Genomic DNA, 13,858 nt, shown 5'->3' on the forward strand with positions numbered 1-13,858 from the left:
AAGAGCCTTGCTCCAAACAAAAAGACCGCGCCTTGAGCGCGGTCTTTTCTATTTCAGGGTACTTATCATCTCAGTCGAGACTGTCGTCGGATGCCTCGAATTCCTTGTTGGCGATAACTTCGACTTCTTCATTCTTTCCAGACGAAACCTTGAAATCCCGCTGATAGATGCGATCCTTGTTCTTCGCCACGGCGACATAATCACCCTCGATCAAAACCAGCGACGAATAGGCGCCCACGCTTTCACGCACCACATCGCCTGAAGCATTGAGAACCGACCATGATGTATCGGCCAGCGCTTCGCCGCCATGTTCGCGCACCAGCTTCAGCGTCATTTCAGCAGCGCGGTGCTCGACCGTTGCTTCGGTGAGCTTGCCTGCCTCGACGCGAATATCGGCGCGGATAATGGCGTTGGCAGAGCCATAATTGGAGACAACGTGATAAGTGCCGCTGTTGAGCCGGATAATGGCGTTTGGCTTCACGTCCGGGACGATCAAAGAACGCTCGTTATTGTCCTCGTCAGCATAGATCGAAAACCGCAGCAAATCGTCCTTGATCTTGCTTTTATCGGGCAGAACCGCGCTCAGCTTCATTCCGCCCGCATCGAGCATCATCAGCTCTTGCCGGGCATTGTTGCCAAGCGTTATGCGCTTGGTGGCGCCAGCGCGCCCATAGGCCACGTGCACGAGGTAACTCCCCTCCGGCAGATTGAACGCGGCGCTTCCGCCCTGTGCGCTGGCGATCAGCGGCAATTGCCCGTCCGGCCCAACATTGGGGGAGAACACACGCCAGACCAGCCCCGTCGGTATGTCGGCGCCATCTTCGATGAGGCGAGCTTTCAGATCCAGCTCGGTGGTTTTCATCAAGGGATTGTTTTCCGGGCTTGTCGGCGACGCATAGGGGCTGAGCGTCGGTAGATTAAGCGCCGGTTCTGGAAGGTTCAATCCACCACTTGCCTCGGCAGCAGGGTCAAGGCCCTGCGCCCATGCAGGCGCACCCGACATCGCAGACAGCAGCGCAAAAGCAAGCCATTCGCCGCGAAAATATCGTGATGTTTGAATGCGAGGCAGAAATTTGAAAACCGACATAGCTTTTTTGAGCCCATGCCGGTGTCGAATTCAAGGCCAAATCGATAATGACGCCGGCATTTTTTAGGCATCACCATGCTGCGGTTTCCCCGAGTTTTGACTTTACACCGCCCTTGCAACGGGCGAGAAGAGGCGGCCCTTCGAAAAGAAGAGTGGCATTTCAGGTTTTAGCAAGTTCCAGTCGTGAGGTTTTCCGTGGCGCATCCGGTGTTCGATTTTCTAGCTCAGCGTAGTTCCACGCCGATTTCAGCAATTGGCGCTCCAGCACCAGAAGGCGAAGAACTGGCTGAACTGCTTAAAGTGGCAGCCCGCGTTCCTGATCACGGTCGCCTGACGCCCTGGCGTTTCATCCTCTACCGTGGCGATGCTCGTAAACGGGTAGGGGAGTTTCTGGCCAAGCGCGCAGAAGAACGCGAAGGACCATTGCCTGAGGGCCGCAAGGAACAGGAATTGACCCGCTTTTCGCGTGCGCCGCTCGTCATCGGCATTGTATCGTCGCCCGTCGGGCATGAGCGCATCCCGGAGTGGGAGCAGTTTTTGTCGGCAGGTGCTGTCGCGATGAACCTCTGCATTGCCGCCAATGCGCTTGGCTATGCGACCAACTGGATCACCAACTGGTATTCGGACGATGCACCTTCGCGCGCATATCTTGGCCTCGCGCCCAATGAACGAGTGGCCGGTTTCGTTCATATCGGCAGTGCGGAAAACAAGATGCCGGAACGTCCCCGTGCAGATATGGACAAGATCGTTTCCGATTATTCCGGCCCGTGGGCGGAATAAGATAGAGCTTTAAAACTATTTCCCAAGACAAGGAAATCTCGATGTTTTATGAGCCAAAAGAGGGGCATCCGCTGCCCCACAATCCCTTCAAGGCGATTGTCGCACCGCGCCCGATCGGCTGGATCGGCACGTGCTCGAAAAACGGAGCGGCCAATCTGGCTCCGTATTCTTTCTTCAATGCGATCTGCGATACGCCGCCCATGGTGATGTTTTCATCCAGCGGCATCAAAGACAGCGTGACTTTCATCGAAGAAACCGGTGAGTTCACGACCAATCTGGTGAGCGATCATCTCAAGACGCATATGAATACGTCATCCGTGGATGCGCCACGCGGCACCAGCGAGTTCGATTATGCCGGATTGACCCGCGCACCATCGAAAATCATTGCGGCTCCGCGGGTGAAAGAGGCCTATGCCTCGCTGGAATGTGTTGCCGTCGATATCAGGCGGTTGCAGGACAAGGAAGGCAAGCCGACCGACAATTACATGGTTATCGGTGAAGTCGTCGGTGTCCATATCGACGAGAGCATCCTGACGGACGGTCTGGTTGATATAACCAAGGTGAAACCCGTAACGCGCCTCGGCTATATGGATTACGCCACGACCGAGAGCGTCTATCAGATGTTCCGACCAAAATGGTCCAACAAATAAGGGGCTGATTACAGCCCCTTTTTCTTGGCTTCAATCCAGATACCTTCCATTTCGTCGAGGCTTGCTGAATCGAGGTTGTTTCCGGCCTCATCCAGCGTCTTCTCGATGAAATGGAAGCGCCGCTTGAATTTGTCATTGGCCGCAATCAGCGCCGTTTCGGCATCAATCTCAAGGTGGCGGCCAAGATTGACCATGGCGAAGAGCAGGTCGCCATATTCTTCCGCGATATGGGCCTTGTCCTGTGCCGCCATTGCTTCCTTCAACTCGGCAGTCTCTTCGGAAATCTTCTCAAGAATCGGCGCGGCTTCAGACCAGTCGAAGCCGACTTTTGCCGCTTTCTGCTGTAGTTTCAGCGCACGAACGAGGGCAGGGAAGTTGGTTGGGATGTCGTCGAGAAAACCGTTATTCTCATGCGTATCAAGCCCGAGATTTGCGCGGCGTTCGGCGCGCTCCGCCTTCTCTTCCGCCTTGATCCGGTTCCACGAGCCTTTGGCCATGCCAGCGGAACGGGCTTCCTCATCTCCAAAGACATGCGGATGGCGACGGATCATCTTATGGGTGATCGCCTCCACCACATTGCCAAAATCGAAACTGCCTTGCTCTTCGGCCATCCGTGCATGGAATACCACCTGTAGCAGAAGATCGCCCAGCTCCTCGCGCAGATCATCCATGTCGTCGCGCTCAATGGCGTCGAGAACTTCATACGCCTCTTCCAGCGTATAAGGCATGATCGAGCGGAAATTTTGCTCAACATCCCATGGGCAGCCGGTTTTCGGATCACGAAGAGCAGCCATAATCTCAAGCAGGCGATCAATATTGCGGGAAGGGGTCATCTGCGCTCCATCAAACTTCGCTAACTCCGTTTCCAGTTGTTCCCAAAGAATCATCTGGAACGGGTTGAAGTCCGTTGCCGATTTTGCATAGTCAGCTCGGGATCGCACATCGGGGCGGCATGTTCAACAAGTGGATACTTGATCGATGACAATTCTTGTGACTGGCGGCGCCGGCTATATCGGCTCTCATACCTGCGTTCAGCTGATCGAGGCAGGCCATGAAGTGGTCGTGGTCGATAATTTCGACAATAGTAACCCGGAAGCCCTTCACCGGATCGAAAGAATTACCGGTCGCGCACCCATTCGCGAACCAGGAGACATTCGTGACCGCGCGCTTCTGGAACAGATCATCACGCGCCACAAATGTACCGCTGTAATCCATTTCGCGGGTTTGAAGGCTGTCGGCGAATCGAGCGAAAAGCCACTGCATTATTATGACTGCAACGTGCTGGGCACGCTGCGGCTGTTGCAGGCGATGGAAGCAACCGGCGTCAAAACGCTGGTATTCTCCTCATCCGCGACTGTTTACGGTGATCCGCAAAAATTGCCGATCACCGAAGACCAGCAGCTTTCCGCGACAAATCCTTATGGTCGTACCAAGCTCATCATCGAAGAAATGCTGCGCGATCTCTACAACAGCGACAATAGCTGGAAGATCGCCATTCTGCGCTACTTCAACCCCGTTGGTGCACATGAAAGCGGCCTGATTGGCGAAGATCCGAAGGGCATTCCGAACAATCTGATGCCGATTATCGCGCAGGTTGCGACAGGACGTCGGGAAAAACTCAACATCTGGGGCAACGATTATGCAACGCCGGACGGCACGGGCGTTCGTGATTATATCCACGTGGTTGATCTGGCCGCCGGACACCTTAAGGCATTGAAAAAGCTGGACGAGCCAAAATGTTTTTCTGTTAATCTCGGTACAGGGCAGGGCTATAGCGTGCTGGATGTCGTCAAGGCATTCGAGCATGTCTCCAACCGCCAGATCAATTACGAGATTGCGCCGCGCCGTCCGGGCGACGTTGCTGAATGCTATGCCGATCCGACCTTTGCCAACGACTTTCTTGGCTGGTCAGCCGAGAAGAACCTGCGCGAGATGTGCCAGGATATGTGGAACTGGCAGTCAAAAAACCCGAATGGCTACGAGTAAGCTGGCATTCGCCAGTTAATCGCAAGCAAATCCCGGAAAAGTGAAGCAAACGGGCCTGTTTTCTACCCACCAAGGATTGAAAACAGGCCCGATGCGTTTAATAAACAGGCCCCGCAAAACAGGGCTTAAAGGTACGTGAGCACCGGAATGTAGAAAATCGACATTTGCAGCCACACAGGGCGACTTTTGGAATAGGCTCTAATAAACAGGCCCCGCAAAAATAGGGCCTATGTCCCTGAATATCTCCCATGTCTCATGGATGCGACGCGGCGCCCGGTCCTCCCCAAGGCGCGCCGAACAAGATTGGACGAAACAATGCGCTTCCTGCCGGATAAATTCACCTCCATGCTGATCGCCACAATTCTGCTAGCATCGGTGCTACCGGTTCAGGGCGAATTTGCCGAATGGTTCGGCATGGCGACGAAAGTCGCCGTCGGCCTTCTGTTCTTCCTGCATGGCGCGCGTCTTTCGCGTGAAGCGGTCATTTCCGGCATCACCCACTGGAAACTGCATCTGGCCGTGTTCCTGTCGACATTCGTGCTCTTTCCAATCCTGGGGCTAGCGGCGGGCTGGATTATTCCCGGTCTGGCACAATCGGCCTTCTATACAGGCATTCTTTATCTCTGCGTGCTGCCTTCGACGGTTCAGTCGTCCATCGCCTTCACGTCCATGGCAGGCGGCAATGTTTCGGCTGCAATTGTTTCGGCTTCGGCATCGAATATTTTCGGTATGTTCCTCACACCGCTTCTGGTGGGCCTGCTTTTTGCGGTGCAGAGTGGAGGAGGCGGCATCTCGATTGATGCGTTTGAAGCCATTCTGCTGCAATTGCTGCTGCCCTTCGTTCTGGGTCAGATTCTGCAACCCTGGATCGGCAGCTTCATGCGTCGTAACAGCAAGCCGCTCAGCTTTGTGGATCGCGGCTCAATCCTGATGGTCGTCTATCTGGCTTTCAGCGAAGCCATCGTGGAAGGTCTTTGGAAATCAGTCTCTTGGGACGATCTGGTGATGATGGTTGGCGTCAATATAGTGTTGCTGATTGTCGTTCTGCTGATTACCTGGTACGGCAGCAAGAGACTGGGCTTTAATCGCGCCGATTGCATAACCATCATGTTCTGCGGCTCCAAGAAAAGCCTTGCCAGTGGTGCGCCCATGGCCAGCGCCATTTTCGCGAGCGCCAATGTCGGCAGTATTGTGCTACCATTGATGCTGTTTCATCAGATTCAGCTTATGGCTTGCGCAGTGATTGCGCGCAAACTGGCCGATCATAAATAAGCTGCCGAACTATACAGACTTTGAAAAGGCATACGGTAATGGCGCAGACCGACGACAAATCCTTCGATGAAGACGCTCTGGCGGAAGCCTATGATCGTGCGTTGGCGCTTGAAAAAGCAGGCGATTTCGACGGCGCTGCAAAAGCCTATGAAGAAGTTCTGGCCATCGATCCCGACGATCATGGCGGCGCGGCCGTGCGGCTTGCCAGCATGGGACGCGGCGCTGTTCCGTTGAAAGCCCCCGACGCCTATGTGGCGACACTGTTCGACCAGCATGCCGAAATGTTCGACACGATTCTCGTGGACCAGCTTGGCTATGACGTGCCGCTGCAGCTGCGCGAAATATTGCTGGAGATCGATGACGAATTTCATCGTGATCGTATGCTCGATCTTGGCTGCGGCACCGGTCTGTCTGCTGATGCGCTCGACGATATGGCAACGCACAAGACGGGCGTAGACATTTCTGAAAACATGATCGAAGTCGCGTTTGAAAAAGGCGACTATGACGCGCTGTTCGTTGGCGAAGCAGTACGCTTTCTTGAAATGACGGCTGAGGATAATTGGGACCTGATCGTGGCGACCGACGTGCTGCCTTACATGGGCGAGCTGGATCGCTTCTTCGCAGGTGTGGCGACGCAACTCGAGCCGGACGGCTATTTCGGCTTTTCGAGTGAAACACAGGACGAAGCGCGCTTTGCAGGCCGGGCTTTCATGGTTGGCGATTATCAGCGCTTCGCGCATGCCAAGTCATATGTGACGGCAATGCTGGATGCGCACGGCATGGACTGCATTCGCTGCGAGAACATCACCGTGCGCAGCGAGCAAGGATCGCCGGTTCCTGGACATCTTTATGTCGCACGGCGCCGCTGACATTTCCATCATCGACGATTGAGCTGAACCGCATTATCAATGCATGATCATCCGGTTCAGCAGGAACTGATAGGCTTGATTTGCCGAGGGCCGACCAAAGCGTCTCGATAGGATATGCCACACTGAATAGATATCTATTAGTTCCATAATCTATCTTATGTGATCAATATACGTAGCTGGGTAGGTTCTAGCTTGAAGTCGGTCTTACGTTGGTTTCAACGAACGAAAAGCAGCAAATGAATCGATGGAAAACGCCTGCTCCTCATCGACTTCCCGAACGATGTAAGATCGCTCTTAGCCAAACCGCAAGCTGCTCTCTTGTTCGTGTCGTTTTTCGCTACGCCCGGCAATAGCACCACTATAGCCCGTTGCAACGTTCAGCTCGGCGGACCGAAATATTTGGTTCTCAGCTTCGCGATTTCCTCGCTCTCGTGGAGACTTATGATCGCCACGCTGGCTGGTTGGACAAGCTCGCTGTGACGTGGAAACGCAAAACCGTATTTATCCGGGCTGAATGCTCCGCCGACAAGGTCGAGCGGCTCATCGGTATGCTGATGTGTGTAATATTCCAGCACTGGACCGTCAGCAACGATCGCCGCGATCTCATCATTGACGAGAGCGGAAACAGCTTCCGGCAAATGATCAAACGATACAGTGGCTATGGAGCGGGATTTCAGAAATTGTTCCGCAACACTGCCGGTTCGCACGCCGACGGATTTTCTTTGTAGATCGCTCAAACTCGATATCGTGTTGTCGATATGCGCCACGGTCATCACGCTGGTGATCGATGACGTGACATAAGCGATAATGGCAATACCGAAGACCATCCAGAACGTTTGCCACACACGCCCCATCCAACCGAACAGGTTTTTGCGCGAGCTTTTGCCGGAAGTGGCAATTGAAACCACATGATAAAAGCTCTCCGCCAGCCCTTCCCGCCAGCGTTTCGGAAAATTTTCATCGAAGCGTCTGTCGAACAACGTCAGAAACAGCGTTGCTGCCAGAAGAATGCCCAGAATCCAGACATAGGTGGTTAAGTGGCCAGCGCGATTGAGACGGCTGACAAGGTCATCCCATCCTGTCCCGGCCTGGCTATGCACCATGATGCGCAGGCCCGCATCGAACCAGGGATAGGTAAAATCGGCGATTTCTGCGCGGTTCTCGGTGATGGTAAGATTGGTGACGGCTGCATCAATCTTGCCCTCCGAAACGGCTTTCATCAGGTCGCCATAGTTCGGATATTCCACATAGTGCGACGTAATATTCAGGCGTGCGGCGATGTTCTGCCAGATGTCGATTGCCATGCCGGAATAACCGTTACCGTCCCTGGTAACGAAGGGTTCGCTGACATAGATGCCAACTTGGACTGGCTTTGATGCCTCGGTCGGTCCCTGCGCATTGGACACGCCCGAAAACACCGCCAAGAACACAGGATAAAGAAGGGCAAATATAATTCTATATTTTATATTACCTAATGATAATAAAAACATAATCAAATCCGACCATCAAAATAATCTGAAATATATAGAGTATGATTGCAGATTTTCTTGCTATTATCAACTATACTGAATAAATATAAGAAATAACTATAATATATCTTGGTAAAGGGTCATGACCTCCGCATTCTTGCAACACGAACGCACCCTGCCCGTCTGACTGTTCCGGCGATCAATCTGATCAGCGATTGACAAATTTCGCGGTTGATTAAAATCATTCTCTCACTGCCCGCATCATGAGAATGACTGAAACGTGTTTGGAACCTGAAGCGGTCTAAGACCAAAGCAGCATGTAATCGTCGTGTACATGTTGTATGACCCGACACGGGTTCCAGCACTCGCGTTTTTGGCCAGCTCTTGGTCACAACGCACATCGAACGGGCATTCCCGGCCCGCTGGCTGGATGGGATAGAAGGTAGAATTATAGATGTTGGAAGCACGCATTCGAAACGCTTCGCTGCGAGACAAGATTATTACCCCGGAACAGGCCGCCAGCCTCATTAAGGATGGCATGATTGTCGGTATGAGCGGCTTTACCCGCGCTGGCGACGCCAAGGCGGTTCCAGTTGCCATGGCGGCCCGTGCCGCAACTGATCCTTTTCAGATTACCCTGATTACCGGCGCTTCGCTTGGACACGACGTCGATAAGATCCTGACGGAAGCTCATGTGCTCGCCCGTCGTATGCCATTTCAGGTTGATCGCACGCTGCGTTCCGCGATCAATCGTGGCGAGGTCATGTTTATCGACCAGCATCTGTCCGAAACGGTTGAGCAATTGCGCTCCAACCAGATCGGCCCGATTGATTATGCAGTGGTCGAGGCGCTAGCGATCACCGAAAGCGGCGGCATTATCCCGACCACCTCGGTTGGCAATTCGGCGAGCTTTGCCATTCTGGCCGATAAGGTGATCGTGGAGGTCAATCTCAATCAGCCTATGGCGCTGGAAGGTCTGCACGACATCTATATCCCGACCAAGCGCCCTACCCGCGACCCGATCCCGGTTACGGCCTGCGACAGCCGCGTCGGCTTGCCCTATATTCCGATCCCGGTCGAGAAAATTGCCGGTATCGTCATCACGCAGGAAAATGACAGTGCGTCGACGGTTGAACCAGCCGACAGCGAAACCATCGCCATTGCCGGTCATCTGATCGATTTCCTGAAGGATGAAGTGGCACATGGCCGTCTCGATCTGACGCTTAATCCGCTTCAGGCCGGGATCGGCACCATCGCAAACGCCGTGCTCAACGGTTTTGCCGATAGCCCTTTCCACAATCTGCGCATGTATAGTGAAGTGCTGCAGGACAGCACCTTCGAGCTTTTCGACGCCGGAAAGCTGGACTATGCCTCCGGCGCTTCGATCACACTCAGCCCGGCAGTCGGTGAACGCGTCTTCAACAATATCGACCGCTACCGCGACAAGCTGATTCTGCGCCCGCAGGAAATCAGCAACCACCCGGAAGTCATCCGTCGCCTCGGCATCATCGGAATCAATACGGCCCTTGAATTCGATATTTATGGCAATGTGAATTCCACCCATGTCGATGGAACGCATATGATGAACGGTATTGGCGGCTCAGGCGATTTCGCGCGCAACGCCTATATCTCGATCTTTGTCAGCAAGTCCGAAGCCAAGAACGGCGCAATCTCGTCAATCGTGCCGATGGTCACCCATGTGGATCACACGGAACATGACGTCGATATTCTGGTGACGGAACAGGGCCTTGCCGATTTGCGCGGCCTTGCTCCACGCGAGCGCGCCCGTGTCATCATCGACAATTGCGCACATCCGGATTATCGCGACCAGCTCAACGACTATTTTGAGCGCGCCTGCAAGCGCGGCGGTCACACGCCTCACCTTCTGGAAGAAGCTTTCAGCTGGCATATGCGCCGTCGCGAAAGCGGCAGCATGCAGCAGGGATAATATTCCGCCTGTGGTGGCCGGCGTTCAAAACCGGCCATCAATCATCCTGCCCGCTCGCAGTTCGAGCGGAACCTTCTCCAAATCGAAACGTTATTCGGCATATCGTTTTCAAACTGGAAACGAGAATGCTGCGGGAGAAGCTGGGAACCTTGCCCCATGTTTTCCGTATAATGTTTAGTCTGGCGTTCTGGAGGAGCGGCCGTCGGACACAAACGACAACAGTGCCGTTCCAGGAAGGTTCAGAACAACTATGTCCATCCTCATCAGCCTTCTAATAACAATTCTTGTTATCTTCCTCGTGCTTTATCTCATCAACATGCTTCCGCTGGACGCAAAGGTGAAGCAGATCGCTCAAGTTATTGTGATCATCATTGGTATCATTTCTCTCCTGAAATATCTCGCCATCTTCTGACGACCACCGCCCCCACCCGGCTCATCGCCGATAAAATCACTAAAATTATACATTTGTCGCAAGACAACACTCCCGACGAGAGACGAGTTCTTTCGGAGCGTTCTGGCCATCTGCGCGCTTCGTGAAGCTCGTCTCCGTCACCCACAGGCGGTTGTCTCCGCCCTTCCCTTATGTTAGCCATTGCAATCATCGGTTAGATAATTCGAATATCCCGATATTTCCCCCCTCTCCCAAAAACCGTTTGCATATTCAGACTCAGGCTTTAAAACCTTAAATTGTGTCTTTCGGGAAACGGTTCGTGGAAAAGTTGCAATCATACCTTTTGGCATCTTTTCCTGACGGGCAGATGCTTTTATAAGCCGTCCAGTCAATTGCTCCCTCAACGTAAGGTTTCGAGTGACAATTAAATAATCCTGATCCAGGGACGGGGAGTTAGGAAATGAAAGCAGCGTTATGGAAAGCAGGAGTCATAACACTTTCTGTCGTGCTGTTTTCTGTGTCGCTCACCTGGATGATTTCTGCCCTGTCTGGTGAACGGCCGGGCATTGTTGCGCTGGCGCTTAGTTCGGGTATTCCCTTTGCCACGGCCTTTCCGTCACTCGCATACATTTTCCGACAGCATAACAAGCTGAAAGACGCCTATAACCAGCTTGAAAGAGCGCATGTCGAATTGCAGGCGCGGGCACGCATCGATCACATGACGGGTTTGCTCAATCGCGAAGCCTTGTTCGATGCCATGAAGATCAGCAGGTCGCGCATTGAAACCGGCGTGCTGATGGTGATCGACGCCGACCATTTCAAAGCCATCAACGATACATTTGGTCATGGCGCTGGCGACCGCGCATTGAAGCTGATCGCATTTGCCCTGCAAAATGTGACGCGAAAGGGCGATCTGGTCGGGCGTATCGGAGGCGAAGAGTTTTGCGTCTTCTTGCCGGGCGCCAGTAGTGAAACGGGTGTACGCGTGGCGCAGCGCATCCGCACCGAAGTGGAAGGCACGCCCTTCCACTCGACGGAATATCAGGTCTATCCGCTGACGATCAGCATCGGTGTAGCGTCAGCTCCAAAAACCGAAAGCAATTCGCAGGTGATGAGCCGCGCCGATCGATGCCTTTATCAAGCCAAGCAACGCGGACGCAATTGCGTGGTGCTGGACGAAGAAAGCGCTCGGCTGGCGAGCGCTTCGGTTGTTTCCATCACCAATGGGCGTGAAAGAGTACGCGGCTGAAATAATCAGCGGTTAGTCCACCCACGGCGTGACTTCTTCCTCCGACCATCCGACCGGAACAAAGCCCATCTTCTGATAGAGCTGCAATGCGCGCGGGCTGTCGAGCGTATTGGTATGGATGGTGACTTTCTGTGGCCCGTGAGCCCATGCGGCGGAAATGGCTTCGCTGAGGAAGAACTTGCCGAGCCCCCGCCCCTGAAAATCACGCATCAGACCAAAATAAAGAATTTCAGCCGTTTCCGGCATGGCCGTCAGATCCAGTTCCACGAAACCGGCCGGATTACCATCCGCATAGAGCACGTGGATCGCACTCGTATCCGCATGGATGATGCTGGCCACTTCCGCATCGCTTTGCACACGGCGCATCATCCAGTGATGCTGCCGACCGACCTGTTCGTAAAGATAGCGATAGAAATGCACTGGCATGTCGCTGGCCCGCATGATGGCGAGCCGCACGCCAGACGGAACCGGTACGGAAAGCGCCGGTCGCGTCTGCATTTCCAGATGCGTAATGCGGGCAGTAAGCTTGTCGACCATGATCAGTCGGCTTCGCCCGTCACCACCGGCGTATCCTGCCTGCTGCCCCATTCACTCCAGGAGCCGTCATAGAGCCGGTTATCCTTATGGCCGAGCGAGGCCAGCGCCAGCATGATGACCGCCGCGGTGACGCCGGAACCGCAGCTTGTGACGACAGGTTTGGCGAGATCGACCCCTGCCTTGTCGAAGATCGCGCGTAGACTATCCAGATCTTTCAGCTCGCCATTCTCCGACAGCGTGCCGACAGGAACGTTGCGCGCGCCCGGCATGTGACCGGAACGCATACCCGCACGCGGTTCGGCGTCCCGCCCGGTAAATCGTCCGGCGGCACGCGCATCGGCAACCTGCGCGCGGCGCTCGTCGACGATCTCCCGCATTTCCGGGAAAGCAACAACGCCAGCCTGATCGAAAGCGGGTGTGAATAGCGAGGCTGCAATTTTCGTCGGCTCGTCGGTCACGGGATAACCTGCGGCCTTCCATCCGTCGAACCCGCCATCAAGAACGAATACATTCTTGGCGCCCATCACGCGGAACATCCACCAGACGCGGGGTGCGGCAAACATGCCGGGACCGTCATAGACGATAATTGTCTCGTCGGCGGTGATGCCCATGGCGCCAACATGCTGCGCGAAAAGTTCCGGCGACGGCAAGGTGTGCGGCAGGCCGGAATCCTTGTCGGCGATCACGTCCTGATCGAAGAAGACTGCGCCCGGAATATGCGCTGCATGATATTCTTCAAGACCGTTGCGGCCGGCGGCAGGCAGATACCAGGACGCATCGACAATCGCCACTCCGGGTTGTCCGAGGCGTTCTTTCAGCCAGTCGCGTGAAACGACAAATGCGCTCTTCTCAGCCATGATCATACTCCTCAAATGCTCAAGCTTCTGGCAAGGCGCCGAAGCGAATGCGGAAACGGCGGTTTTCCTTGCCCTTCTTCTCAATCTTGCCGATATGGATTTCGCCCACTTCCTGCGTTTCGGACACATGGGTGCCGCCGCATGGCTGGGAATCCACCGAACCATTTTCACCAATGGCGACGAGCCGGATACGGCCAAGCCCGACAGGCGGGCGGACATTCTTCGATTTCACAATATCAGGGTTAGCGAGAAATTCTTCATCGCTGATCCAGCTGATCGAAACGGGATCATTGGCTTTGACCAGCTCCATGATCTTTTCGGTCACGAATTCCTTCGTATAGGTCGGATCTGGCAGATCAAAGTCGACCCGGCTTTCATCTTCACCCACGGCCGCACCGGTGATCGGAAATGGACAGGCGACCGACAAAAGATGGCAAGCGGTGTGCATGCGCATCAGCTTGTAACGACGCGGCCAATCGATATGCAAAACGAGCGTTTCACCGACCGTCGGCGCTGCCTGCCCTTCGGCGGGCACATGAACGATTTCATTCTTGTTTTCGCCGGTAACGGTCGCTGCAATCTCGATCCGCGATCCATCGGCGCGCTCAAAAAAGCCGATATCTCCCGGCTGTCCGCCGGAGGTCGCGTAGAAATTTGTCTGGTCGAGAATAATACCGCCAGCCTCGGTAATGGCGAGAACCTTGCCCTCCGCCGTTGAAAGATAGGAATCTTCACGGAAAAGCGCATCGGTCTCATAGGCCAT

Annotated in this window: 14 protein-coding genes; 8 read left to right on the plus strand and 6 right to left on the minus strand. The window is 54.4% G+C overall.

What is annotated here, in order from left to right; all coding sequences use genetic code 11:
• Positions 1 to 70: 70 nt before the first annotated feature.
• Complete coding sequence (locus FGI60_RS10600) at positions 71 to 1,003, minus strand: hypothetical protein (RefSeq protein WP_374843433.1); 933 nt, start codon at positions 1,001 to 1,003, stop codon at positions 71 to 73.
• 279 nt (positions 1,004 to 1,282) lie between these two features.
• Between FGI60_RS10600 and FGI60_RS10605 the strand changes: the two genes are divergently transcribed.
• Together FGI60_RS10605 and FGI60_RS10610 are read left to right on the plus strand one after the other, a co-directional pair.
• The gene (locus FGI60_RS10605; protein ID WP_138785198.1) at positions 1,283 to 1,867 is read left to right on the plus strand and encodes a nitroreductase family protein; all 585 of its coding nucleotides are present in this window, start codon (positions 1,283 to 1,285) and stop codon (positions 1,865 to 1,867) included.
• Positions 1,868 to 1,908: 41 nt separating this feature from the next.
• Entirely contained in the window at positions 1,909 to 2,517 is a 609-nt protein-coding gene (locus FGI60_RS10610) for a flavin reductase family protein (RefSeq protein ID WP_138785135.1), read from the plus strand.
• An 8-nt stretch (positions 2,518 to 2,525) separates the two neighbouring features.
• On the opposite strand, the gene mazG is transcribed toward FGI60_RS10610, so the two are convergent.
• Positions 2,526 to 3,350: a nucleoside triphosphate pyrophosphohydrolase gene (gene mazG / locus FGI60_RS10615; protein ID WP_138785136.1), complete on the minus strand. Its 825-nt coding sequence runs from the start codon at positions 3,348 to 3,350 to the stop codon at positions 2,526 to 2,528.
• A gap of 145 nt (positions 3,351 to 3,495) precedes the next feature.
• Between mazG and galE the strand changes: the two genes are divergently transcribed.
• The 3 genes from galE (at position 3,496) to FGI60_RS10635 (ending at position 6,644) form a co-directional block, all read left to right on the plus strand.
• A complete protein-coding gene (galE, locus tag FGI60_RS10625; protein ID WP_138785137.1) occupies positions 3,496 to 4,503 on the plus strand; it encodes a UDP-glucose 4-epimerase GalE in 1,008 nt (335 codons plus the stop codon).
• A gap of 315 nt (positions 4,504 to 4,818) precedes the next feature.
• Positions 4,819 to 5,775 carry a bile acid:sodium symporter family protein gene (locus tag FGI60_RS10630; RefSeq protein ID WP_138785199.1) on the plus strand — a complete coding sequence of 319 codons (957 nt, stop codon included), beginning with the start codon at positions 4,819 to 4,821 and terminating at the stop codon, positions 5,773 to 5,775.
• 38 nt (positions 5,776 to 5,813) lie between these two features.
• Positions 5,814 to 6,644, plus strand: a complete 831-nt coding sequence (locus tag FGI60_RS10635; protein ID WP_138785138.1) for a methyltransferase domain-containing protein — start codon at positions 5,814 to 5,816, stop codon at positions 6,642 to 6,644.
• Between the two features lie 377 nt (positions 6,645 to 7,021).
• On the opposite strand, the gene FGI60_RS10640 is transcribed toward FGI60_RS10635, so the two are convergent.
• Positions 7,022 to 8,050: a transporter substrate-binding domain-containing protein gene (locus tag FGI60_RS10640; protein ID WP_235889783.1), complete on the minus strand. Its 1,029-nt coding sequence runs from the start codon at positions 8,048 to 8,050 to the stop codon at positions 7,022 to 7,024.
• 517 nt (positions 8,051 to 8,567) lie between these two features.
• On the opposite strand from FGI60_RS10640, the gene FGI60_RS10645 reads away from it, so the two are divergent.
• From FGI60_RS10645 to FGI60_RS10655, 3 genes are all read left to right on the plus strand, one after another.
• Positions 8,568 to 10,061 carry an acetyl-CoA hydrolase/transferase family protein gene (locus tag FGI60_RS10645; protein WP_138785140.1) on the plus strand — a complete coding sequence of 498 codons (1,494 nt, stop codon included), beginning with the start codon at positions 8,568 to 8,570 and terminating at the stop codon, positions 10,059 to 10,061.
• Positions 10,062 to 10,311: 250 nt separating this feature from the next.
• A complete protein-coding gene (locus FGI60_RS10650) occupies positions 10,312 to 10,473 on the plus strand; it encodes a Thivi_2564 family membrane protein (RefSeq protein ID WP_113533570.1) in 162 nt (53 codons plus the stop codon).
• A 439-nt stretch (positions 10,474 to 10,912) separates the two neighbouring features.
• Positions 10,913 to 11,701 (plus strand): GGDEF domain-containing protein, encoded by a 789-nt coding sequence (locus FGI60_RS10655; protein WP_138785141.1) that lies wholly within the window; start codon positions 10,913 to 10,915, stop codon positions 11,699 to 11,701.
• A gap of 12 nt (positions 11,702 to 11,713) precedes the next feature.
• Here the strand turns inward: FGI60_RS10655 and FGI60_RS10660 are convergent, their stop codons facing one another.
• From FGI60_RS10660 to FGI60_RS10670, 3 genes are read right to left on the minus strand one after another with little or no spacing between them, the layout of a single operon-like run.
• Complete coding sequence (locus tag FGI60_RS10660; protein ID WP_138785200.1) at positions 11,714 to 12,238, minus strand: GNAT family N-acetyltransferase; 525 nt, start codon at positions 12,236 to 12,238, stop codon at positions 11,714 to 11,716.
• Between the two features lie 2 nt (positions 12,239 to 12,240).
• Positions 12,241 to 13,095, minus strand: coding sequence for a 3-mercaptopyruvate sulfurtransferase (gene sseA, locus FGI60_RS10665; protein WP_138785142.1), 855 nt, complete (start codon positions 13,093 to 13,095; stop codon positions 12,241 to 12,243).
• A gap of 19 nt (positions 13,096 to 13,114) precedes the next feature.
• Positions 13,115 to 13,858 (minus strand): alanyl-tRNA editing protein, encoded by a 744-nt coding sequence (locus FGI60_RS10670; RefSeq protein WP_138785143.1) that lies wholly within the window; start codon positions 13,856 to 13,858, stop codon positions 13,115 to 13,117.

Source organism: Brucella haematophila, assembly GCF_005938105.1.
GTDB classification, from domain to species: Bacteria; Pseudomonadota; Alphaproteobacteria; order Rhizobiales; family Rhizobiaceae; genus Brucella; species Brucella haematophila.